Annotated in this window: 15 protein-coding genes; 9 read left to right on the forward strand and 6 right to left on the reverse strand. The window is 33.2% G+C overall.

Going from position 1 to position 24,136, the window contains the following annotated elements:
* Positions 1-155: 155 nt before the first annotated feature.
* The 4 genes from tamL to ACZ0AH_RS18640 form a co-directional block, all read right to left on the reverse strand.
* On the reverse strand, positions 156-2,453 hold the full coding sequence (gene tamL, locus ACZ0AH_RS18625; protein WP_463477271.1) for a translocation and assembly module lipoprotein TamL: 2,298 nt from the start codon (positions 2,451-2,453) through the stop codon (positions 156-158).
* Positions 2,450-7,561 carry a translocation/assembly module TamB domain-containing protein gene (locus tag ACZ0AH_RS18630; protein WP_463477272.1) on the reverse strand — a complete coding sequence of 1,704 codons (5,112 nt, stop codon included), beginning with the start codon at positions 7,559-7,561 and terminating at the stop codon, positions 2,450-2,452. The genes tamL and ACZ0AH_RS18630 overlap by 4 nt, the downstream gene beginning before the upstream one ends.
* Before the next feature lie 253 nt (positions 7,562-7,814).
* The gene (locus ACZ0AH_RS18635) at positions 7,815-8,561 is read right to left on the reverse strand and encodes a hypothetical protein (RefSeq protein WP_463477273.1); all 747 of its coding nucleotides are present in this window, start codon (positions 8,559-8,561) and stop codon (positions 7,815-7,817) included.
* Positions 8,562-8,702: 141 nt separating this feature from the next.
* On the reverse strand, positions 8,703-9,659 hold the full coding sequence (locus ACZ0AH_RS18640; RefSeq protein ID WP_463477274.1) for a GSCFA domain-containing protein: 957 nt from the start codon (positions 9,657-9,659) through the stop codon (positions 8,703-8,705).
* A gap of 405 nt (positions 9,660-10,064) precedes the next feature.
* Between ACZ0AH_RS18640 and ACZ0AH_RS18645 the strand changes: the two genes are divergently transcribed.
* The gene (locus ACZ0AH_RS18645) at positions 10,065-11,219 is read left to right on the forward strand and encodes a matrixin family metalloprotease (RefSeq protein ID WP_463477275.1); all 1,155 of its coding nucleotides are present in this window, start codon (positions 10,065-10,067) and stop codon (positions 11,217-11,219) included.
* A 93-nt stretch (positions 11,220-11,312) separates the two neighbouring features.
* Here the strand turns inward: ACZ0AH_RS18645 and ACZ0AH_RS18650 are convergent, their stop codons facing one another.
* On the reverse strand, positions 11,313-12,089 hold the full coding sequence (locus ACZ0AH_RS18650) for a hypothetical protein (RefSeq protein WP_463477276.1): 777 nt from the start codon (positions 12,087-12,089) through the stop codon (positions 11,313-11,315).
* A gap of 376 nt (positions 12,090-12,465) precedes the next feature.
* Here ACZ0AH_RS18650 and ACZ0AH_RS18655 point away from each other — a divergent pair, with 376 nt between their 5' ends.
* Positions 12,466-14,211 carry an ABC transporter ATP-binding protein gene (locus ACZ0AH_RS18655; RefSeq protein WP_463477277.1) on the forward strand — a complete coding sequence of 582 codons (1,746 nt, stop codon included), beginning with the start codon at positions 12,466-12,468 and terminating at the stop codon, positions 14,209-14,211.
* 316 nt (positions 14,212-14,527) lie between these two features.
* On the opposite strand, the gene alaS is transcribed toward ACZ0AH_RS18655, so the two are convergent.
* Complete coding sequence (gene alaS / locus ACZ0AH_RS18660; RefSeq protein WP_463477278.1) at positions 14,528-17,176, reverse strand: alanine--tRNA ligase; 2,649 nt, start codon at positions 17,174-17,176, stop codon at positions 14,528-14,530.
* A 257-nt stretch (positions 17,177-17,433) separates the two neighbouring features.
* Here alaS and ACZ0AH_RS18665 point away from each other — a divergent pair, with 257 nt between their 5' ends.
* The 7 genes from ACZ0AH_RS18665 to ACZ0AH_RS18695 all read left to right on the forward strand — a co-directional run bounded on the left by ACZ0AH_RS18665 (position 17,434) and on the right by ACZ0AH_RS18695 (position 24,091).
* Entirely contained in the window at positions 17,434-18,411 is a 978-nt protein-coding gene (locus ACZ0AH_RS18665) for a peptidoglycan DD-metalloendopeptidase family protein (protein ID WP_463477279.1), read from the forward strand.
* A 48-nt stretch (positions 18,412-18,459) separates the two neighbouring features.
* Positions 18,460-18,792: a MerR family transcriptional regulator gene (locus ACZ0AH_RS18670; RefSeq protein ID WP_026985753.1), complete on the forward strand. Its 333-nt coding sequence runs from the start codon at positions 18,460-18,462 to the stop codon at positions 18,790-18,792.
* Between the two features lie 32 nt (positions 18,793-18,824).
* A complete protein-coding gene (locus ACZ0AH_RS18675; RefSeq protein ID WP_463477280.1) occupies positions 18,825-19,406 on the forward strand; it encodes a LemA family protein in 582 nt (193 codons plus the stop codon).
* 106 nt (positions 19,407-19,512) lie between these two features.
* Positions 19,513-19,950 carry a TPM domain-containing protein gene (locus ACZ0AH_RS18680; protein WP_463477281.1) on the forward strand — a complete coding sequence of 146 codons (438 nt, stop codon included), beginning with the start codon at positions 19,513-19,515 and terminating at the stop codon, positions 19,948-19,950.
* Positions 19,951-19,953: 3 nt separating this feature from the next.
* Positions 19,954-20,793 (forward strand): TPM domain-containing protein, encoded by an 840-nt coding sequence (locus tag ACZ0AH_RS18685; protein WP_463477282.1) that lies wholly within the window; start codon positions 19,954-19,956, stop codon positions 20,791-20,793.
* An 89-nt stretch (positions 20,794-20,882) separates the two neighbouring features.
* On the forward strand, positions 20,883-21,296 hold the full coding sequence (locus tag ACZ0AH_RS18690) for an RrF2 family transcriptional regulator (protein WP_463477283.1): 414 nt from the start codon (positions 20,883-20,885) through the stop codon (positions 21,294-21,296).
* A gap of 248 nt (positions 21,297-21,544) precedes the next feature.
* A complete protein-coding gene (locus ACZ0AH_RS18695; protein ID WP_463477284.1) occupies positions 21,545-24,091 on the forward strand; it encodes a TonB-dependent receptor in 2,547 nt (848 codons plus the stop codon).
* The last annotated feature ends 45 nt before the right edge of the window (positions 24,092-24,136 follow it).

A 24,136-nucleotide genomic window follows, 5' to 3' on the forward strand; every position in this document is an offset into this window, starting at 1 on the left:
TTTTTTCGCCACGAATTTCACGAATTTTCGCTAATTCGTAGTTTGTATATAATAATCAATTTCACCAATTTTTAATTCGTGAAATTCAATTTTAAAGTCTCCAACATTAGTGTAAATTCGTGAAATTCTTGGCGAAAAAAATCGTAGTAAAAAATTTAAAATGGATATCCAATTGCTATATTCAGAATCAGGTTATCTTTTCTCCATGGTCCGCTTCCAAAATCAATATCTTTGATTACCCATCTTTCACCTTCAGGCAAATAGGGTTTTCTTAGCGGGAAAGCTAAATCGGTTCTTAAAACCAGGAACGATAAATCAAAACGCAATCCGGCTCCTGCTCCAACGGCGATATCTTTCATGAAATCTTTGCTAATTTCTCCTCCTGGTTTATTAGGATCAGCGTTTAAAAGCCAAACATTTCCTGCATCGACAAATAATGCACCACGCACAATACTAAAAAGTTTCGCCCTGTATTCTGTATTAAATTCTAATTTTAAATCTCCGGATTGATCGGGTAAATAATTGTTTGCTGTCTGTGTATTGAGGTAACTTCCCGGTCCTAGCGATCTCGCCCTGAAAGCACGGATACTATTGGTTCCTCCTACCACAAATTGTTTTGATGTAGGCAAAGCACCTGAATTGCCATAAGGAAGACCAGCTCCCACAATAATTCTGCTTGCTAATTCGCTTTCTTTTCCGAGTTTTAGATAATGTCTGAAATCTCCTTTTAGTTTCACATATTGACTAAACGGAACATCAAATATTTTTATTGTATCATTTTTTCTGGCATTTGCACCTGTAACCAAACCTGTTATATTTCCGGCCAGATCTACTTCACCATTAAAATAGAAGGTATTCTTTTTACGCTTTTGCATCGTATTTGTATAGGTATACGAATATGTTGGACCAAAAATTAATTGTTTTTCGATTATTTTTCCTAAAGATGCATCTTGTTGAATATCCTCTCGATACTCTGCCGTTACGTTATTTGGACTCACATATGTAACATCAATTATGTTCAATTGATGCTCTTTTCGAATATTTTCTTTCCATAAATAACCAAAAGAAGTTTGAAACGAATTTAAAGCATACAATTGTGTTCTGTTTTGAAATTCATATCGTAAAGTGGCTTTTGTTCTGGGAACATATTCGCTTGATCCTTCGATATGAAAAAACGGAACGATAAATCTTGGCCACGTTAAACTGGTTTCTGTACCTAATTTATAGATATTTTTTCCATTATTGGCTCCTGAAAGCTGAAAATCGGCTCCACCAAAAACAGAAACGGTCAGCAATTCGGCTCCACGGAATAAGTTTCTATTGTTCCAGTTTACATTTACTTCTGTTCCGGTATAACTGGCTGAATTGGTTTTTCCCAAGACTTCAACACGAATAAACTTCTTCGGCAAAAGCGTTAGATAATAATAAGAATCCAATGTGTTTTTTAAACTATCCGAAGGTTTAAATTCATTTTTTACAAAGCTAAAAACGCCCAGATTCACAAAACGATTCAAAGTCAGATTATGATCTTTCCTGTTGTATAAATCACCTTTTTTAAAGTAAATTGTACGATCAAAAATTCTTGGTTTAAATGTATTCGCCGTATCAATAATCGTAAAATCTTTGTATTGAACTACATCTTTATCGGTATATTTTACGCTGTCTTTTGAAATAGTGAAATTCGGATATACAACAATTTTATTTATTTTATATGCCGTAAGGGCTTTTGGCGGTGTATCAGCCTTAATTACCAGTTTCACTTTTACTTCGTGATCGCCTTTGCTGCTGTCTACCTGCGCTAAAATATAATCCGGATTAAAATAATAATATCCTTTTTCTTTAAGTCTCGCGTCTATACGTTCACGTTCGGCTTTTATAACGTCTAAATCATACGGTTTTCCTATTTTGAGCAAACTTCTTCGGCTTGACCTTCCAATAATTCTTGACATTGCTAATGAATCATCCGGAAAAGTCACGCTTTTAATAATGTATTGCTTTTTAGGAACAACAGTATATTCTGCTGTTGCTCTTTTATTTTTAGCGGTCGAATCTGCACTGACACGAGTTTTAAAATAACCGCGATTTTCTGTAAAATTTCTTAAAACCGAAGCGTTATAATCCAGGTCAACTTTACTAAAAAGGACTGGCGGTTCACCCACTTTTGTTCTTAACCAATATCTGATTCCTTTTTCTTTTTTAGGCTGTCCGGCAATATTATAAATCCATAATTTAGGACGTAATCCTAAAATTTGCTGGTTTGGTTTAGGGCGTAACAATCCTTCCAGTTCTTTTTCCAGTTCTTTTCTTTCTTTCTTTTTAATGATAGAATCTTTTACGGTTACAGAACCGCCCGTGTACAATAATTCTCCTTCTGGCAAATATTTTGTATTACTGCATCCAAAAACAAAAAATAAGGACAGCGCAATAAAATATCTGATATATTCCTTTTTCATATTGCTATGTTTTTTTGCTCATTTCCTTCAATTTGATTTTCTTCGTTTTCTTCTTTTTCTTTCTTCTCTTCTTTTTCTTTGAGTTTTTTCTTTTCCTTACGCGCTCTTTCTTCCTTAATTATTTCTTTTTCTGCCGCAGTACGATGAAAAAGCTCGCGGAATTTATTATAACTCATCGTGATAATAAAGGCAACTCCGGTTTCTACCACTTGCCCTTCTACCGCAACCTGATATTCATTTTTTCGATACGCACGAACCATATAACGGCCGTCTTTCGTTAATTGATAATCTAATGCAACATCGCCTGCAATATTAGTACTTTCTTCGTTTGCACGTTCCTGGCCTTCGACTGCAAAACTGCTTCCTACGGTAACTTTTAATCTGTCGTCTAAAAGTTTCTTAGAAACACCAACATTCAAATCGGTTCTGTTTTCTCTCGTTCCGGTCGTATAATCATCTGTCGATTCAAGATCAAATTCTAACTGAACTCCGGTAATTAGTTCTCCTGCAAGATCATTTAATTGCTGTGATAATATTTTGCTCACACTTTGTCTGGCCAAAGATTCGGCGCTTGTTCCGCCACTTTCGCTTGCAAACGGATTTTCGCCAATAAATCTATTCAATAATAAAAGGGCAAAAACTTGTTTATTCAGCTCCGCCGGTTCCTGGCGCAGTTGTTGTAATTTTGTTTGTGTAAGTGAAACTACATCTGTCGAAACATCATAATTTCCGTCCGGAAGTACAATATCAAAAGTGATTTCAGGCTTTAAAAGTTCCCCATTCATTTTTAATAACGTCTGAAACGGAATTTTTTGTTTATACGTATTTCTAACCGTAGGATTGTCTGTTGGCAACTGGTTGCCTAATAAATCAATTGGTGCGGCTTCTACTTTATAAATGGCCGTAATCCCTAAATTTGCCATTGTTGGCTCACCGTTCCAGATAATATAACTTCCTTTTTGAATATCAAATTTTCTTCGGATCATGTTGAAATTCATTTCATATGCTCCTTCTGAGAATTCATATTTACCCGTTAAAGTTGTTTTTCCTGATGGATCAATTCCTCCGGTAAGTTCTGCTTCGCCTTTTAGATTTAGGTAATCTCCATTTCCTTTATCGATAACAAGCGTTAATTCTGCTTCTTTGTCTATAGAAATTGCAACGCTGACATCCATACCGATTAATGGCGACTGATTCAGTTTTTCCTGCATTGCAGCAGTTTGTTTCAAATACAGATTATCTTCGTCTACAAATTCTACAATTCCTTCTCTGTCAGCAATTGAAGGATCTGATTGTGGCAAAACAACGGTGAATTTCGTATTGTCTTTTATCTTGATATTTCCGCTTACAACAGGATTTTCAAGTGTTCCTTTTATATTTAATTTGGTATCTAAAATTAAATCTCCATAGAACAAATCGTTGTCTTTTTCTTTTGAATGTATCGCTCTAAAATCATCGGCAACAACGGTTAAGCCAAAATCAAAATTGGTATAATCCGCAGATTTAATAGTACCGTTTATCGTTAATTCATTCTCATCCTCATCATGAAAAGTAAAACTGTCAAAAGTAATTACGTCGTTTTGAAGCGTGATTTTTTCATTGGCAGTTTTAAAATAGGAGTTAAATTTTGTTACCCTGAAACCGGCATCATTAAAATTTAATTCTCCGTTGACTTTTGGCGCACTTGCATTTCCTGTAATTTTGAAATTCCCTGCTAAATATCCTGTTCCTTCCGTAATATTATCCATGCTGAAACCCTGGATACTTTTGATATTTAGCTTATTCAAATCCAGATTAAAGTCCAGGTTTCCGTCACTAATACTATAATTCCCCGTTAGGTTTACATCATTTCCTTCTCCGCTAAGCGTAACATTTGCCGCTAATAGATTATTGGTTTTATTATCTACTTTTATGGCAATATCCCCAACAGGTTCTCCTTTAAAAGCAAATTGATCTATTTTTATATCGGATGTAAAAGTGGGTTTTGTCATCACATTTTCGACCAATGCATTTCCGTTTATTAAACCTTGCATCAACAATTTATCTTTCTTGACGATATTCATGACCGTCTCAATTTTAAAGTTTACAAAATCAATCTGCAATGGCGCATTATCCTGATTTCCTTGTGATTGAATTTTAAGTTCGTTTCCTGCATTGTCCAAAAAGAACTTATTGATATAAAGTCTTTTTCCTCCAAATTCAATCGAATTTTCAGGATTTACATTCCATTTATCATAATTCAGAACAAAGTTTTCTGCATCGATTTTAAAAATATTTTTAGAATCTTCTGATTTAAATTCTCCTGCGATAAAATATTGCTGTTTGTCTTTTGCATCTTTTACTTCAAGTGCATAATCCAAAATATTATTCTCTACTTTTCCGGATAAACTGGTGAACGGGATTTTTAAAGATCCGCTTTCAATTGTCGCTACAGAAATTTGATATTCCAATGCATTTTCTTTGGCTTCGATATTTATTTTTCCGTCGGCAATTGTATTATCAGCGTAAACAATTCTCGGAATCGTTCCTTTTATTTCTAAAGAATCGGTTACGTTATTGTATTTCCCTGTGATTTTCAGCGGTTCTAAACCTGTCAGTTTCGGAATAAGTTTAAACAGAATCGGATCATTATCAACTGTTAATGTAAAAGCTAATCGTTGTTCATCAGATTCTCCGTTTGCTTTTGGCGTTTTTAAATCAATATATTTTGAAAGTGATTTTTTTACTGCCGCAGCTAATGTGGTTAATTTGTATTTTCCGTCTACTTCCGCTTTTAAAAACTGAGATGATATTTTGATATTATTTCGATTATTGTCGGCGAAAGCAATTACACGAACCGAATCTAAAACAATTGGCTCCGCTTCCTGCAAAATCTGAATATTCGAAAGAAACACTTTTCCGTTTAGAAAATCAGGATTACTATTGGCAATATCGGCATCAATATTTCCGCGCAATTTCATTGGTCCGGCATGAAGATTCAGTTTTTCTAAATCGGCAATATCCAGGTTTAATTTTAATTGAACTGACGGATATTTATCTTTTGTGTTTCCGCTTGCAACCAAATCAAAATGCAGATTCGGGTCTTTCATTCCAGATTTTACTGCAAAAGATCCGTTTTCGATATTTCCTTTTAAAGCTAAATCTCTGTAGGTATATTTATTGAAAACCGCTTTTTGAACCAATCCGTCAAATTGTGCCTGCGCCGTTTTTGGGTCTAAACCTTTGCCTTTTACTTTCGCTTTAAGCGTAATTTTTCCAATTGAATCGTTTTTGATTAATTTTCCTAAATTAAAATCCAATAAATAAACAGTTGCATCATATTTCTCTCTTTTTTTGACGCGCTGATCAAATAAAGCATCGATTTTTGCATTTCCGAAACTGCTGTTTAAAGCCAGATTTGTTTTGAAATTCTGAACCGAACCTTTAAATTTTCCCTGTAAATTCAATTGAGAAGGCAGTTGGATATTTTTCGGAATTGTTCCGGCCGGCACAAAAGAATATATATCTTTAGAAGTGCTCGATAATTTCTTGATATTTAAATCATAATACGCTTTTTGGGCATTTGGCAAACCGGTAATTTTCCCCGAAAGGGAAACTTTTGTCGTTCCAATTCCGCTCATTTCGAATTGCGGAATATTCAGGTCTTTTATTTTTCCGCTTAAGCGCGTATTCAAATATAAAATAGCATTTGGATTGCTTTTGAAGGGATTAGTTTTTTGTAAATCCGGTGCAAAAAGCAGAATGTCTTTAAATCCAATTTTGGACTGATTTAAATTCGCATCTAAACTCAGGTTTCCTAAATCTTTTTTTAAGGCATTAAGCGAAGCATATTTTATTTTGATTTTATTCTGCAAAAGCGTTTGCGGCGTTCTAACATATAAATTTTCCAGTGACGCATTTTTAGGTCCGTAAAAGAAATTGGTTTTTAAAGACTGAATCTCTAAACCTCTTTTTTCAGTTGCGGCAAGCGATTTTATATTTCCCGAAATTACACCGTTTCCATAAGACAGTTTTTCTGCTTTCAGATTAAATTTACTCAAATCTAAATGGCTGTAATCAATTCCTTTTTGAGTTGGTTTTGATTGCATATCATCAAATTTGAAAACAATATTTTGTATGTCGACATCATTCAGTTTTACTTTCCAACCGGTTTGTTTGATGGAAGTTGAATCTAAACTTGGCGCTTTGATCTGTTTGTCTTTTGCGCCTAATCGAAGATTTCCTTTTAAGTTTTTTAATTCGAAAGAATCAAAATCTAAAAGCTGTTTGTTTAAATCAATTTCGTTAACTGTTAAATCTAAATTTCCCAGCTTAATGCCAGAATCTAATTTTGAATCTTTATTATCGTAAGAAACATCAATTTTAGACAAACTGATTTTATCTAATTTTAATTTGAAATCTTTTCTTTTCGAAATGGTGTCAACCGTTTCAACAGAAACTTCGGCAATTTTTTCTACAGCATCCTGATCTAAAACCAATTTTAATCCGTTCAGATTAATATCCGGAATATCAAAATTCATTTTATCCAATTCGAATTTGTTGAATTTCGTGTCAAAATGTGTCAATTTTACTTTTACGTCATTCTTGGCGAAATCATCTTTAAAATTAAAATTGATATGATCCAGGTTTACCTTTACAACTGATATTTTGAAAGGTTTAGCATCAGGATCTTCTACTTTTGGTTCTTTTGATTCGAATGCTTTTATGATATAATCGAAATTAAAAACACCATTTTTGTTTCTTGAAATATTGGCAGTAGTTTTTTCTAATGAAACCGAATTGATTTCGAGTTCGCTGCTTACAAGTTTAAATAAATCGACATCAACGACTAAACGTTTACCTGCCAAAAGAATATCTTTTTTTTGATCTTCAAAATAGAAACCTTCCAGAACTACATCTTTAGGAAATTTGATCGAAATATGATCTAACGAAACTTTGGTTTTTATTTTATTATGAAGATAAGTTACGGCTTTATCCTTGGCAAAATTCTGAATCGACGGAACCTGAATTAATATAATAAGAAGTAATAAAAGTGCAACAACAGTACCCACGCACCAAAGTAGTACACGAAGTGTTTTTTTAAGAAAATGAATTGTTTTTTTATTCATACGTCAATAAAACACGTTTAAATTAATGTAGCGTTATTATTAAAACTGTATTGCTACAGTTTACAAAAATCTAAATTTTAAATCTTAACAATTTACATAATTACACGCAATTATTCTAAAATTTTACGGACAAATAATTCTTTTCTTACTTTTTTCGGATTGTTGCGAAGGATCGAAAGCACAAAAAAAAGCCAAATATTTTAGTATTTGGCTTTGTAATTTTTATAAATTTTACTTTTGAGAAGATTTTTATTTAATAAGAATAACCAAATGTAAAAGCAAGAGATTCACCATAATAATATTTTATTAAAGTTGGAAAATCATTTGTATTATAAACATAGGTAATCTTATTTGTATAAGTAATTTCAGATGATTTATAAGTATAACTAATTACATTATTTAAAGACGTACTTGCTTGTGGCTCTTCTGAAAGCAACTTATTATATCCAATAATATTTTTGAATGGATTGCTTTTATTATCATATTCGTAAGTAGTTGTGGATGCTTCTCCACTTTGTCCTACTCGTTCATATTTTATTATATTGCCATCTTTTAATGTAAAAACATTAACTGCCGAAGTAATTTCTTCTGCGCCGGTTGAAGTGATAACCTTGCTTATTACAAATGACACAGTTCCATCTGAATGATACGTATATTGGTATTTATCATAATAGTCGCGTCCATTTAATTTTCTTAGATAAGTTGTTAGTTTTCCTTCGGTGTAAAAATATTCCTGAATCAAATTAAGTTTTTGATTTTCAAAACCTTCACTTTTTGTGATTAAATCTCCTGTGTATGTGTACTTTACTATAAAATCATTAGTTGTTTGACTTACAATTTTATTTCCATTTAAATTAAAGTCGTAAGTAACCGGATTATCCAATTCACTCGAAATAGTTTGTTTAGTAGGCAATGTATTGTCTACAATAATTGGATCGGCATCATTTGAACAGGAAATAAAGAACAACAAAATGCTAAACAAACAGATTAATTTCTTCATATTTTTAGTGGTATATATTACAAAGAAATAAAAAAATGTGAAAAAACATAAAGAATTTGTCCGTTTTTTTATAAAAAAGCGGAAATCTCCAAATTATTTGTTTAAACTTTTAAATATTCAAAAGATTGCCTTCTTAATTTATTAAAAAATAATATGCGGCCATTTTTCTTCTACAGTTTTTATTTTTTGCTGAAGTCTGGCCAAGAACTTCTGATGTTGTTCAGAGTCCGGATTGAAACTTCTGTGACGCAGGCTTTTTTGTATTTCTGCGATTTCTTCCATTGTAGCAATACTGTTTTCAGAAATATAATTTTCACTGAACCTATTCCAGATATAATCGATTGCAACCTGATTGGGATGCAGCATATCTTCAGAATAAAAACGATAATCGCGAAGTTCATCCATCATGATTTCGTATGACGGAAAATATTCTAATTGTAGATTGTGGAGCTTAGATTTTAGATTAGGATGAAGTGCCGAAAATAAATGCGATTTACTTAATTGATTTTCGGCAAAACCATCTTTTATATGCCTTACCGGAGAAATCGTAAAAATGAAATTTAGATTTGGGTTTAATGTCTGAATAAAATCAATTGTATTTTGAATGCTTTCCTGAATTATTGTAACTGGTAATAATTCTTTTAAAAATTGCTTTTGCGGAACTTTATGGCAATTGGCGACGATTTCGTCACTTTCGATATTTCTATAAATCCACGATGTTCCGTAGGTGATAATAATATGCGAAGCTTCTTTTAATTGATTGAATGTTTCTGAGATAGCTTTATTCAAAGTTTCTAATAATTCCTGTCTGTCTGAATTGCTTAAATCGGAATGAACTTCGTAACTATGCCATCGTTCGTTATAAAAGAAAACATCTTTTTCTGTAAATAATTCCTGCTGAACAACTCTTCTGATTATTTTCTCAATTGAAACCGGATTGAATATAATTCCAAATGGATTTGTTGTATTCTGAAACTTAAAATAATCGAATTTCTCTGCCATATTTTCAGCAAAACAAGATCCAAAAGAGATGACTTTCGAATTATAATCAATTGGATTATGGGTTTTAGAAAGCGGAATTTGAGTTCTGAATTGCATGGTTTCTAGTTTTAAACAAATTTCAACCATTTTTTACAAACAAAAAAGCCAAAATATTAAAGTATTTGACTTTTTAAAATTCCCTTTTTACATCACAATTATATTTTACAAGGATATTCCTGATTAATAAATTTTCTTGATTTTGAATAAAGCTGAATTTTTAGTTTTAAAACAAACTCCATTATATCAATACGTTGTACTCAATAAAAAAGCGGTTTCAGAAATAAAATAATTTCTTTTTCACGATATTTTACTTCCGAAAAAGAAGCTATAAAACAAAAAGAAATATTTTAGCCAAAATTAACTGACCCAATAAGCCTAAAATATAACACTATAAGCCAAATTAAGGATTGTGTTTAAAAAATACTTTTTTAGACTGAAAACAATCTTTATCAGATGATGATCATGAAAAAGCTCAAACTCCTAATTGCTGGTTTAATTTTGATTCTTTCGTCTTGTGATCAAAACATTGACGAAAGCAATCCAATCTCTTCTGTAAATAACGAAATTCAGATGTGCACTTTTGATGTATTAAATGTGCACAATCCTATTACATCAAAATCAAATGCTGCAATTATAAATTGGCCCAGATGGAAAACAGGTCAGATCATTAAAATTAAATTCTTAAACGGAGATACTACTGTTCAGGAAAAAGTAAAACAATATGCAAGCGAATGGACTAAATATGCCAATTTAAAATTTCAATATGTTGCTGCGACTGAATACGCTGATATCCGAATTGGTTTCAGATATAAAAATAATTCCGGCAGCTGGTCGGTTTTAGGAATGAATTCTACAAGCGCGACTTCTAATTACCAAAACGAACCTTCGATGCATTTTGGATGGATCAAAGTAGAAAATGAGGAAACGGTAAAAAGAGATATATTACATGAATTTGGACATGCATTAGGATTAATACACGAACAATTAAGTCCTGCGTCGACCATATCCTGGAATTTACCTAAAGTATACCAATATTACAGTGATCTGATGGGTTTTACGAAAGAAGAAACGGATCAGTTTGTAATTGATAAATACAGCGCTGACCAAACAAATTACAGCGAATATGACAAACTTTCGATCATGCATTATTACATAGATCCTGCGCTTACAAATGATGGAGTTCGTGTTGTCGAAATGAATGATTTATCAATTACTGATAAAACATATATCAACAAATGGTATCCGTTTCCTATAATTTCAACTGTAGAATCCGGAGAAAGAATCGATAAAATTTCCTGGACACAAACCAGATCTCCTAATGGCAGATATTCGTTAGAATTTACTTTTGGCTATTTATTTATACGCGATCAAACGACGAATCAAAAAATTTGGAATGCCGGAAAATCCATTTATCAGGATGCATCTTGTTATTTAGAATCTAACGGAAACATTGTAATTAAAGCAAGAACTACAGATTTTTCTCTGCCTCAAAGTATCATTTGGAGCAGCAATACTGCTGAATTTCCCGGAGCCATATTACAGTTACAAGATGATGGAAATTTGGTATTATTATATAACGGAGAAATAAAATGGACTTCTAAAACAGGAAAACCGTAAAGAACTTCGGATTAAAACAAATTTATCAATAAAAAAATCCCCAAAATCAATATTTATTGATAATTGGGGATTTTAAATTAATGAGGATTATAATTAATAAGTTATCTCTAATTTATAAGAATCCTGAGCATCTCCAGAAAATACCTCAGAAACAAAACCACTTGCATTGTACTTATTTGTAGTCGTTACCGTAGCTGTCTGAGTCAGTTTTCCTTCGCTATTAAAAGTTTCAGTAACATTTTTCACTGTATTATTCGCTGAATAAAAATCAAAATTATTATCCAAATCCAATAAAAGTTTCGCTCCTGTTACATTAACAAATGGACTTTTCTTATCATCAAATGTACTTGTTATTTTTTCTCTTTCTGAATCGATAAATTCCGAAGATATCATATTACCATTAGCTAAAGTATAAAGAGTTGTAGTATCGTATTTAACCTCTACTTTATCGATTATTTCAGATTGATTTGCGTTAACTGTTCCGTTTGCATTATAAACAAAAGTCAATTTTTGTGGAGGAGTACTGCCAAAAGCTCTAGTAGTAATTTTTGACATTAGTTTTCCGTTCTCATATGCATAAACATCTGTAGATTGCAAAACACTTGAATAATACAACTCTACTTTAGTAATAAGATCTCCTGTATAAGTATACACAGATCTTGAAGCATCAGAAAGTGAAATTTCTTTTAACTTATTTCCATCGTAAGTGATCGTATAAGTAATACTTCCGGATTTTCCGTTTTCAACACTTGTTTCAACAATTTTTTTCGGTAATAAAGTTCCAGATGCTGCTTCTGATGAAGAATCATCACTTGAACAAGAAGTTAGCATTAAAGCTAAAGCACTAAAAAGGCATAAAATTTTTTTCATTTTGTTTTGTTAAATTTGTTATTGGCACAAACGTATTACAGCCCAAAATCAAAACCTTACGGGATTCCACAATGAAATAAACAGCATCATCTAAAAAACTTCTTAACACACTTACAGTAAATAAAATAGTTAAATAATTACCTTAGTAAAAAAATTAACTTAAATGTAAAATAAGTTATAATTGACTAACTTTTTTCTTACTTTTTTTTATTACTGCGGTGCTAAAAAAAATGTTTTGTAAAAAATTAAAACATTCTGGATTTAAAAAACTACACTAAAATTCAGTCATAAAAAAATTTACATTTTTAATAACAAAAACCAACTTCACAAAGCCAAACTATTCACTACTTTTGCATCTCTAAATTCAAACTCACCTATGAAATTATTATATTCTTATATAATCAAACATAAAATGCTTCTGTTTTTTGCTTTGATTATGGCTACCATAAACATCTGTTTCAGCTTATCAGACTCTGTTATTACCGGTAAATTAATGCAGGATTGCGGTGTTGGTTTACACAAATACGCAGGAAACGAAATCGGGTTTATAAAATCTTTATCTTTCTGGCTCGGACTTTCACTTGGCGCTGCCATGATTTCGAGAATTACCAAAAACTTTCAGGATTATTTTACCAATGTTGTGATTCAGCGCACTGGTGCTCAAATGTATACTGATGGAATTAAAAAATCGCTCGATTTGCCTTATGCTGAATTTGAAGATCAGCGAAGCGGAGAAACCTTAAGCAAACTAACAAAAGTACGTTCTGATTCTGAAAAATTAATTACGCTTTCAATTTCTTTAATTTTTCAAACCATTATCGGGTTCATATTTGTTATTGTATATGTTGCCAGAATCGATTATCGCATTTCGATTATCTTTTTAATTACGGCGCCAATTATTGCTTTAATCAGTTCGTATTTGGGTAAAAAAATCAAAATTGTTTCTAAAAAAATTGTCAATCAAACCAATGCTTTGGCTGGTTCTACGACCGAAAGTTTACGAAACATCGAACTTGTAAAAAGTCTTGGATTAACGTATCAGGAAGAAAAACGTCTGAACTTAAATACATTTAAAATTCTGCAGCTTGAACTGGAGAAAATCCGTTTTATAAGAAGTTTGAGCTTTATTCAGGGAACAACGGTTCACTTTTTAAGAACTTGTGTTGTTTTTACTTTGTATTATTTCTTGTTTGGACAAAAAATTATTGTTGGTGATTTATTGACAATGGTATTCTTTACTTTTTTCATTTTTGGTCCTTTACAGGAATTAGGAAATTTTATCATTGCTTTGAATGAAACGAAGGTTTCAATGGAAAATTTTAAAACCTTATTAAGTGCTCCAAAAGAATTTCGTCCTAAAAATCCAAAGCATGTTGGTGCAATTCAGTCCTTACTTTTTTCTGATGTAAGTTTTAAACATAAAACTGCCAAATTTAAAGCGGTAGAAAATATTAATTTTGAAATTAAGCAAGGAGAAACCGTAGCTTTTGTTGGTCCGTCAGGTTCCGGAAAAACGACTTTAGTAAAATTATTAGTCGGATTATATACACCTGCAGAAGGTCAGGTGCTGTATAATGAGATCGATTCAACTGAAATTGATCTATTAGATTTAAGAAAACAATTGGGATTTGTAACGCAAGACGCTCAATTATTTTCAGGAACAATCCGCGAAAATTTATTGTTCGTAAGACCAAATGCAACTGATGAGGATTTATATGACGCTTTGAAACGTGCAAGCTGTGAAAAATTATTACAACGTGCCGAAGATGGATTAAACACTACAATTGGTGAAGGTGGAATTAAAGTTTCAGGTGGTGAAAAACAACGTTTATCAATCGCCCGCGCTATTTTAAGAAATCCAAATTTATTGATTTTTGATGAAGCTACTTCGGCTTTAGATTCGATTACCGAAGAAGAAATTAATACAACAATCAGAAATATATCAGATAAAAACAGAATTACGGTTTTAATCGCTCACCGATTATCGACCGTAATGCATGCCGATAAAATATTCGTTTTAGAACAAGGCAAAATTATTGAATCCGGTAAACATGAGGATTTGATAACAGAGAAAGGTTTGTATTACGCTATGTGGCGTCAGCAAATTGGAGAACGTAAATAAGTTTAAGTTCCTAAGATGCTAAGGTTCTAAGCTGCTAAGTTTTTTTAGCTTTCCTGAGATTAAGCGTACTATTTGTCATTTCGACGAAGGAGAAATCCTCGCGAGAAACTCGACAAGGATTTTATTCTCGTTACTGAGTTACTTACGGAGGTTTATTTCTTCTGTTCGCTATCGCTCGGGTCTCCTTCGTCGAAATGACATAAAATGAGGAAATACAATAGTATAAATAGAAAACCCGATAGTTTAAAAAAACTATCGGGTTTATTTTTTAACGTATAAAAACTTAGAACCTTAGCAACTTAGATTCTTAGCAACTTTATTTCACAAACTCTATTGCGTGCCCCAAAGCCTCCGCAATTCCATTAGCATTTTTACCTTTTCCGGATGCGAAGAAAGGCTGACCTCCTCCATTTCCGTCAATATATTTTCCTAATTCCTTAATAACTGCATTTGCATTTAAGCTTTTAGCTGATACTAATTCTTTAGAGATATAACAGTGAATATTTGGCAATCCATCTTCTATTGAAGCTAAAAACACAAATGAATCCGCTTTTGAACTTCCTAAAGCAGAGGCTAAATCTTTAGTCGATGCCATGCTTAAATCTACTTGTTTTGCAAGGAAATTTACGCCGTTTACTTCTTGGAAATCTTTCTCTAATTGAGTTTTTAAAGCACCAACTTTTTCTTTTAGTAATTGCTCGATTTGTTTCTTCAATTTTGCATTATCATCCTGTAAAGAAGCTACTGATTTTAAAATATCCTGTGGATTTTTTAAGGTCTCTTTTATTTCAGCTAAAGTATTTTCCTGATTTTGATAGAAATCTTTTACTGCATCACCTGTAATGGCTTCAATACGACGAATTCCAGCCGCTACTGCACCTTCAGAAATAATTTTGAAATGCCAGATTTCTGCCGTGTTTTTCACGTGAATTCCACCACAAAGTTCTTTACTTTCTCCAAATTCAATCATACGAACATTATCGCCGTATTTCTCTCCAAATAAAGCCATTGCACCTTTATCTAATGCTTCTTTAATCGGAATATTTCTGTGTTCTACTAATTGCAATTGTGCTTCAATCTGTGCATTTACACTTGCTTCAACCTGACGTAATTCTTCATCTGAAACTTTAGAAAAATGCGAAAAGTCAAAACGCAAATAGTTTGGATTTACTAATGAACCTTTTTGCTCTACGTGAGTTCCCAAAAGGTTTCTCAAAGCTAAATGCATTAAATGCGTAGCCGAGTGATTTTTAGAAGTTGAACCTCTTAAATCGTTATTCACTTTTGCTGTAAAACCGGCTTCAATATTTTCAGGCAATTGTTTTGCAAAATGCAAAATCAAATTGTTTTCTTTTTTAGTATCAATGATTTCGATCGTTTCATTTGCAGAAACTAATGTTCCTTTATCACCAACTTGTCCTCCGCCTTCTGGATAAAAAGGTGTATTATCTAAAACGATTTGGTATAAAATTCCGTCTTTTTTAGAATCTACTTTACGGATTCTTGTGATCTTTACATCATTTTCTGTTTTATCGTATCCAACAAATGTTTCCACATTTCCTGGAATCAAAATAGTCCAGTCTTCTGTTGAAACTTCTGATGCTGCACGTGAACGATTTTTTTGTTCCTGCATTGACGCATCAAATTCTGTTTCATTAAAAGACATTCCTTTTTCTTTCAGGATCAAAGCTGTTAAATCTTTCGGGAAACCGAAAGTATCGTACAATTCAAAAGCTTTTGCTCCGGAAAGTTCAGAACCCGTAGTTTGTGCAATTACATTATCTAATAATTGTAATCCCTGATCTAACGTTCTTAAAAAAGAAGCTTCTTCTTCACGAATTACATTCGTAACTAATTGTTGCTGTGATTTGATTTCCGGGAAAAATTCTCCCATTTGGTTTGCCAAAACTTCAACCAATTTATTGATAAAAGGCTCTTTTGTACCTAAGAAAGTAAATCCGTAACGAATTGCACGACGCAAAATTCTACGAATAACATAACCTGCTCCGGTGTTTGATGGTAATTGTCCGTCTGCAATTGCAAATGCAACCGCACGAACGTGATCCACCACAACACGAATCGCAATATTGGTTTTATTTTGTTCTTCGCTCTCTTCGACTCCGCTCAGAGTGACATCATTTGGTGTGTATTTTAAACCTGTAATTTGTTCTACTTTTTCGATAAGTGGTGTAAAAACATCAGTATCATAATTTGATGTTTTTCCTTGCAAAGCCATACACAAACGCTCAAATCCCATTCCGGTATCTACGTGTTGTGCAGGAAGTTTTTCCAGAGATCCATCAGCTTTACGGTTGAATTCCATGAATACATTATTCCAGATTTCAACTACTTGAGGATGATCATTATTTACTAAACTTTTTCCTGAAACCAAAGCTTTCTCAGAATCCGGACGCAAATCAACGTGAATTTCAGAACAAGGTCCGCATGGTCCCTGATCGCCCATTTCCCAGAAATTATCTTTTTTGTTTCCAAGAATAATTCGGTCTTCGTCAATTAAAGTTTTCCAGATATCCCAGGCTTCCTGATCAAAAGGAACATTATCTTCTTTACTTCCTTCAAAAACAGAAACATAAAGATTTTCTTTTGGTATTTTATATACTTCTGTCAATAATTGCCAAGCCCAGTTGATAGCTTCTTTTTTGAAATAATCGCCAAATGACCAGTTCCCCAACATTTCGAACATCGTATGGTGATACGTATCAAAACCAACATCTTCAAGATCATTATGTTTTCCTGAAACACGAAGACATTTTTGCGTATCGGCTATTCTTTTACTTTTTGGTGTTCCGTTTCCTAAAAAATATTCTTTAAACTGGGCCATTCCCGAGTTATTGAACATAAGAGTTGGATCGTCCTTAAGAACGATTGGAGCAGAAGGAACAATTAAGTGTCCGTTGCTTTTAAAAAAGTCTAAAAATTGTTTACGTACGTCTTGTGATTTCATATTTTATTAATGTGACAATTTGATAATGTGCCAATTAGATAATTACTTAACGCATCAATTTAATAATATGATAATTTAACTAAAAAACTTATAGTGTTAAACAATAAATCTCCTACTTAATACATTATCTAATTATCTAATTGGCACATTATCTAATTGATTTTTATTCTTGAAAAAAAGCTGTGAACAACTGAAACATTTATTAAATTTGTTCGACTAACTATTTTACAAGCTGCAAAAATAGGGTATTTTAAAATATGGCGAAAGTAAAATATTATTACGACTCAGAAAATCTGGCTTATACAAAAATAAAAACCAGAAAAAGAATCAAAATTGGTTACGCATTACTGTTTTTGGTGGCTTCTGCGCTCTTTGGTTTCTTTGTTTTTATACTTTTAATCAATACTCCTTATTTTGAAACTCCAAAAGATCGTTTACAAGCGAGGGAAATCGAGAACCTTAAAATTCAATATGCGATTTTAAACAAAAAAATGGATGAAATTGATGATGTAACCGAGGCTTTGGAAGATAGGGACAATAATATTTACAGAGTATATTTTAACAAAGCAGAAATTCCGGATTCTATCAGAAAAGCCGGATTTAGAGATAATCAGCGTTATAAAGATTTAGAAGGCTATAACAATTCGCAATTGGTTTTAAATACGACAAAAAGAATTGACAAATTATATAAGGAACTGGCGATTCAGTCAAAATCATTAGATGAAATTTTGAAATTAGCCAAAGTAAAAGGGAATTTATTATTGGCAATTCCGGCGATTCAGCCCGTTCGGAATGAGAATTTAAAAAGAATGGCTTCCGGTTTTGGATACAGAACTGATCCTTTCACGAAAGTGAGAAAAATGCATAACGGAATGGATTTTACTGCCAACACAGGTTCTCCCGTTTATGCCACTGGTGACGGGGTTGTAGAACGGGCAGATGCCGCAGCGTCAGGATTTGGCAATCATGTTGTCATAAGGCATGGTTTTGGCTATGAAAGTTTGTACGCTCATTTAAGCAAATACAACTGCCGGGCCGGACAACATGTCAAACGCGGCGATGTTATTGGATATGTGGGAAGTACCGGAAGATCTGAAGGTCCGCATTGCCATTACGAAGTTCATAAGGATGGAAAAGTCGTAAATCCGCTGAATTTTTATTACGGAAATATTTCGGCTGTAGAATATGTAGCAATTTCACAAATGGCCAATCAGGAAAACCAGTCATTAGATTAATCCTCCAAAAAGTAGTATTTTTGGAATGAAAACAGAAAATTAAAAATCATGCATATTGAGCTTTCAAAAGATAAAAGATATTATAGCATTGGCGAAGTAGCCAAAGCTTTTAATGTCAATGCATCATTGATACGTTTTTGGGACAGCGAATTTGATATTTTAAAACCTAAAAAGAATGCCAAAGGCAACAGAATGTTTACTCCGGAAGATATTACAAACCTGCAATTGATCTATCATTTGGTCAAAGAAAGAGGTTTTACGCTTGAAGGTGCCAAAACACATTTGAAGGAAGGACAAAAGAAAACATTAGATAAATTCGAAATAATACGTAAATTAGAGACCATAAAAACACAATTAAACGAAATTAAGAACGAATTGTAATTAAAAATAAATAAACTTAAATCAAAACAAATATGAAAAAGTGGTTAATCCCGGTAGGAATTATAGTAGTACTAATTGCTATTATTGCTTTTTGGTCAATTGGAATTAAAAATACTGGTTTACAAAAAAATCAGGCAGTTAATAAAGAATGGGGAAATGTGAGTACGACTTACCAAAGAAGAAATGATCTTATCGGAAACTTAGTAAACACTGTAAAAGGTGCTGCTGATTTCGAAAAATCAACTTTAACAGCAGTTATTGAAGCTCGTGCAAAAGCTACTTCTGTAACAATTGATCCAAGTAATGTAACTCCTGAACAATTAGCTCAATATAATCAGGCTCAAAGTGGTGTATCTTCATCTTTATCAAGATTATTAGTTTCTGTTGAGCAATATCCAACATTAAAAGCAAACGAAAATTTCTTGAAATTACAGGATGAATTGGCTAGTACAGAAAATCAAATTTTAACAGCCAGAACTCGTTTTAACGAAGCTGTACAAGATTACAACGGTTATATTCTTTCTATCCCTAACAAATGGTTCTTAGATTACAAAGAAAAACCATATTTTGAAGCTGTTGCCGGTGCTGATAAACCAGTTGAAGTAAAATTCTAAACCATAATTTTGGTTGCGATTTCAGGTTAATCTGAAATCTAAGATTTAGTCTAAAATTTATTATATGAAATCTATCCCGATAGCTATCGGGACTAAAATAATTTCAATGTCAAAAGTAGAAGATTTTTTATCCAAAGAAGAAGAACAAGAAATTGTTGAAGCTATTCGCGTGGCCGAAAAAAATACTTCTGGCGAAATTAGAGTACACATAGAACAAACAACTTCTAAAGTTCCTTTTGACAGGGCTTTAGAAGTTTTTTATGAATTAAAAATGAATGAAACCCAGCTTCAAAACGGGGTTTTATTTTACTTTGCTGTAGCAGATAAAACATTTGCTATTTGCGGGGACAAAGGCATAAATGATGTTGTTGCATCTGATTTTTGGGATTCAACCAAAGAGAAAATGGTAACACAATTTAAATCAGGTAATTTTAAACAAGGAATTGTTGAAGGCATTTTAAGTGCCGGTGAACAATTAAAAAAGAATTTTCCCTGGTCTGAAGACGATACCAACGAATTATCAAACGAAATATCAAAAGGTTAAATGATGAAAAATTCCAAAAATAAAATCTCAAATTCCAAAAGAATTTTTCAGTTTACTTTTTTGCTATTAGCGTTTTTTACCTGTAATTGTATTTTTGCACAATTTACAATTCCGGAAAAACCCAGTTTACAGACTTCTGTTTACGATTATGCTAATATTTTAAGTGCTACTGAAAAGGCACAATTAGAAGAAAAACTGATCCGTTATTCAGATTCTACTACAACTCAGATTGTAGTTATTACAATTGAAAGTTTAAAAGGTGAAGATGTCAATCTGTTAGCTACAAAATGGGGACAAACCTGGGGAATTGGCGGAACTGCAAAAGATGATAATGGTGTTATAATTTTACTGGCAAAAAACGAGAAAAAAATTGCCATTAATCCCGGATACGGAGTTGAAGATCGTTTAACTGCCGGAATTGGCGGAACGATAATTAGAAATATTATTATTCCGGAATTCAAAGCCGGAAGTTTTTACAACGGTCTTGATAAAGGAACAGATGCTATAATTGATGTTTTTAAAGGAAAATTTAAAGGCGAGCGCAAACAGTCTAAAGGAAAAGATTTTCCGATATTCCCATTTATTGTTATTGTTGTAATTGTATTAATTTTACTGTCCAGAAATAAAGGCGGCGGAGGAAATTCAGGCAACAATAGCGGAGGCGGCCCAAGCCTGATGGATGTAATTCTTTTAAGCAGTCTTGGAAGAAGCGGCGGAGGCGGCGGATTTGGAGGTTTCGGCGGCGGATCATCTGGTGGTGGTTTTGGCGGCGGAGGCGGCGGCTTCGGAGGAGGTTTTGGCGGAGGCGGATTCTCTGGCGGAGGTTCCAGCGGAGGCTGGTAAACTGTCTTTTTGTTTCAGGTTTTTCCTGTTTCAGGTTTCAGGTTTCAAAAACTCATAATTAATAATTTACAATTCATAATTAAATATAGATGTTATCACATAAAGCAAAATACGCCCTTAAGGCCTTACTTTATTTAGCACAACAAGACGAAAATCACATTTCTAAAACTATAGAAATTGCTGATGGCGCGAATATTCCTAAAAAGTTTTTAGAGCAAATTTTATTGGATCTAAAACGTGGACGTTTTGTGAGCAGTAAGCAAGGAAAATTCGGCGGATATTATCTGATAAAATCTAAAAACGAAATTACTTTAGCAGAAATTCACCGTCTATTTGATGGTGCAATTGCGCTTTTACCGTGTGCTTCTTTAAACTTTTACGAACCTTGCTCAGATTGTAAAACTGAGGAAGAATGCAGCCTAAGACACGGCTTAATGATCATTCGCGACGAAACCCTTAAAGCGATGCAAGGCATTACTATAGCCTCTTTGATAAAAAAATAAAAATTATTTTCTAATTCCTAGTAGATTGATAGAATTTATATATATTTGCAAAAAATAATTAACAAACCATTTACAAAATTTTAACCTATGAAAGTAAATTACAGTCCATCAGGTGTAACTAAAAATCTTTTGCAAAGAAATTATAATAAACATTTTACAACTGTGAAAAACAATTCATCTATGATGTGTATGTGCTGGTAAAAAAATTTTAATTTAAATTCTACTAATCACATATACTTAATATAAAAATGAAAAATTCTATAAAAAATATACTTACCTTACTATTTGTTTTAACCTTCTCTGTTTCATTTGCACAAACCATTGAAGGTGTTGTTTCAACAAGCGAAAATATTCCATTAGAAGCTGCTAACATTGTTATCAAAGGAACAACTTCTAATACTACTTCAGATCAAAGCGGAAAATTCACAATAGATACAAGAGGGAAACTTCCTTTTACACTATTAATTCAATATGTAGGATACAAAACTACAGAGATAGAGCTTAATGCTTTACCTGCAACTCCATTACAAATAACTCTTAATGAAGAAAATGCGCTTGTTGAAGTTGTCGTTTCTTCAAGACGAAGAATAGAAAAAGTTCAGGATGTGCCAATTGCAATATCTGTTATTACAGGTAAACAAGCTGAACAAACTGGTGCTTTTAACGTAAACCGCATTAAAGAACTTGTTCCATCGGTACAGCTTTATTCATCAAATCCCAGAAATACAGGTATCAACATTCGTAGCCTTGGTTCTCCTTTTGGGCTTACAAATGACGGAATCGATCCTGGTGTTGGTTTCTATGTAGACGGTGTATATTATGCGCGTCCGGCTGCTACAACTTTAGATTTTATTGATATTGACCAAATCGAAGTTTTGCGCGGACCACAAGGATCTTTGTTTGGTAAAAACACAACTTCTGGTGCGTTTAACATTACTACCCGCAAACCAAGTTTTACTTCGGGTGCTAACTTTGAAGTTAGTTACGGAAATTATAACTTTTTGCAGGCTAAAGCTTCGGTTACTGGAGCTTTGAGTTCAAAACTAGCAGGCCGTTTGTCTTTTTCAGGTACACAACGTGACGGTTTAATCGATAATGTTGCTACAGGAAGACCTACAAACACACTAAACAATCAGGGAATTAGAGGTCAGTTACTTTGGACTCCAACAGTAAATACCAACATTATATTAGCTGCAGATATTACGACGCAACGTCCAGACGGATATGCTCAGGTTGTTGCCGGTGTTGCTCCTACTCAAAGAGCTGCTTACCGTCAGTTTGATGCCATTATTAAAGATCTAAATTATCAATTACCAAGTTTAAATGCTTTTGATCGTAAAATTGACCAGGATACGCCATGGCGTTCTAATCAGGATATGGGAGGTATATCTTTAAATATTGATACAAAAATTGGAAGCGGAACCCTTACTTCAACTACAGCTTGGCGTTTTTGGAACTGGGATCCATCAAATGACAGGGATTTTACAGGATTGCAGGTATTAGCAAAATCTCAAAACCCAACAAGACAAACTCAAATTACTCAGGAAGTTCGTTACGCAGGTCAGCTTACGTCTAAAATAAGTGGTGTTGCAGGTGTATTTTTCATCGATCAAACATCTCAAACAGATGGTACAGAAGAATCTGGTAATGCACAATGGAGATTTGCTCAAAGTACGACAAGTAACTTATGGAAAACTCCGGGTCTTTTTGAAGGATACGGAATCAAAACGGATGCAAATATAAGAGCCTCAAGTGCAGCAGTATTTGGTCAATTAGACTGGGCTATTACAGATCGTCTTCATGTTTTACCGGGTTTAAGATATAATTTTGATAAAAAAGACGCGCATTATTCCCGTACAACATACGGAGGTCTTCAAACTACCGATCCAGCTTTATTAGCTTTGAAAAAACTGGTTTATTCTGATCAGGCATTTGACTCTAGTACTGATAATACTGATTTTTCAGGAAACTTAACGTTGACTTATAAAGCTAGTGACAAAATCAATGCTTATGCAACTTATGCAAAAAGTTACAAACCAGTTGGTGTAAACGTAGCGGGACTTCCTACAGATGCAAAAGGAGCGCCTTTATTAGATCTTGCGGTAATCAAACCAGAGAAAGTAAATCATTATGAAGTTGGTGTAAAAACATCTCCATTTAGAAACTCAGTATTCAATTTGGCATTCTTTAATACAGAAATTAAAGATTTCCAAACAAACGTTCAGGCTGCTGAATTAGGTGTAAACCGTGGATATCTTGCAAATGCGGATAAAGTTCGCGTAAGAGGTGCAGAATTAGATGCTAGTTTTGTAGTAAACAGAAATTTAACCATCAACGGAGCAGCAACTTATACAGAAGGTACGTATGTTAAGTTTACAAATGCACCGCTTCCTTTAGAAGAAACTGGAGCAGCGGTAGCTTATAAAGATGTTTCAGGAACTGATTTACCTGGTGCTTCAAGATGGGCAGGATCTTTAGGTGGCGAACTTTCTGATGATGCAAAATTCTTCGGAAACAAAGGAAAAGTTTTCTTAGCGCTTGATTCTTACGCTCGTTCTGAATTCTCTTCAAGCCCTTCTGCTTCAAAATATTTAGTAGTTCCGGGATATGCAATTTTTAATGCGCGTTTAGGTTTCCGTGCTTCCGAAGGTTTATCGATCCATTTCTGGGGACGTAACCTTTTGAACAAAGATTATTACGAACAATTATTGCCTGCCGGTGGAAACTCAGGACAATATGCCGGAGTAATTGGAGATCAAAGAACATACGGAATCACTTTGAAATATAATTTGTAAATCAAGTTAGTTAATTTATACACATCAAAACGAGGCAGGTTTTTA

The organism is Flavobacterium sp. AC105 (assembly GCF_979258495.1).

What these genes read in the sequence shown, in the direction of transcription:
- ACZ0AH_RS18645 (WP_463477275.1), top strand. Translation starts at nt 10,065, where the DNA reads ATGAAAAAGCTCAAACTCCTAATTGCTGGTTTAATTTTGATTCTTTCG.
- tamL (WP_463477271.1), bottom strand. Translation starts at nt 2,453, where the DNA reads ATGAAAAAGGAATATATCAGATATTTTATTGCGCTGTCCTTATTTTTT.
- ACZ0AH_RS18665 (WP_463477279.1), top strand. Translation starts at nt 17,434, where the DNA reads ATGGCGAAAGTAAAATATTATTACGACTCAGAAAATCTGGCTTATACA.
- alaS (WP_463477278.1), bottom strand. Translation starts at nt 17,176, where the DNA reads ATGAAATCACAAGACGTACGTAAACAATTTTTAGACTTTTTTAAAAGC.
- ACZ0AH_RS18675 (WP_463477280.1), top strand. Translation starts at nt 18,825, where the DNA reads ATGAAAAAGTGGTTAATCCCGGTAGGAATTATAGTAGTACTAATTGCT.
- ACZ0AH_RS18630 (WP_463477272.1), bottom strand. Translation starts at nt 7,561, where the DNA reads ATGAATAAAAAAACAATTCATTTTCTTAAAAAAACACTTCGTGTACTA.
- ACZ0AH_RS18650 (WP_463477276.1), bottom strand. Translation starts at nt 12,089, where the DNA reads ATGAAAAAAATTTTATGCCTTTTTAGTGCTTTAGCTTTAATGCTAACT.
- ACZ0AH_RS18690 (WP_463477283.1), top strand. Translation starts at nt 20,883, where the DNA reads ATGTTATCACATAAAGCAAAATACGCCCTTAAGGCCTTACTTTATTTA.
- ACZ0AH_RS18685 (WP_463477282.1), top strand. Translation starts at nt 19,954, where the DNA reads ATGAAAAATTCCAAAAATAAAATCTCAAATTCCAAAAGAATTTTTCAG.
- ACZ0AH_RS18695 (WP_463477284.1), top strand. Translation starts at nt 21,545, where the DNA reads ATGAAAAATTCTATAAAAAATATACTTACCTTACTATTTGTTTTAACC.
- ACZ0AH_RS18635 (WP_463477273.1), bottom strand. Translation starts at nt 8,561, where the DNA reads ATGAAGAAATTAATCTGTTTGTTTAGCATTTTGTTGTTCTTTATTTCC.
- ACZ0AH_RS18655 (WP_463477277.1), top strand. Translation starts at nt 12,466, where the DNA reads ATGAAATTATTATATTCTTATATAATCAAACATAAAATGCTTCTGTTT.
- ACZ0AH_RS18670 (WP_026985753.1), top strand. Translation starts at nt 18,460, where the DNA reads ATGCATATTGAGCTTTCAAAAGATAAAAGATATTATAGCATTGGCGAA.
- ACZ0AH_RS18640 (WP_463477274.1), bottom strand. Translation starts at nt 9,659, where the DNA reads ATGCAATTCAGAACTCAAATTCCGCTTTCTAAAACCCATAATCCAATT.
- ACZ0AH_RS18680 (WP_463477281.1), top strand. Translation starts at nt 19,513, where the DNA reads ATGTCAAAAGTAGAAGATTTTTTATCCAAAGAAGAAGAACAAGAAATT.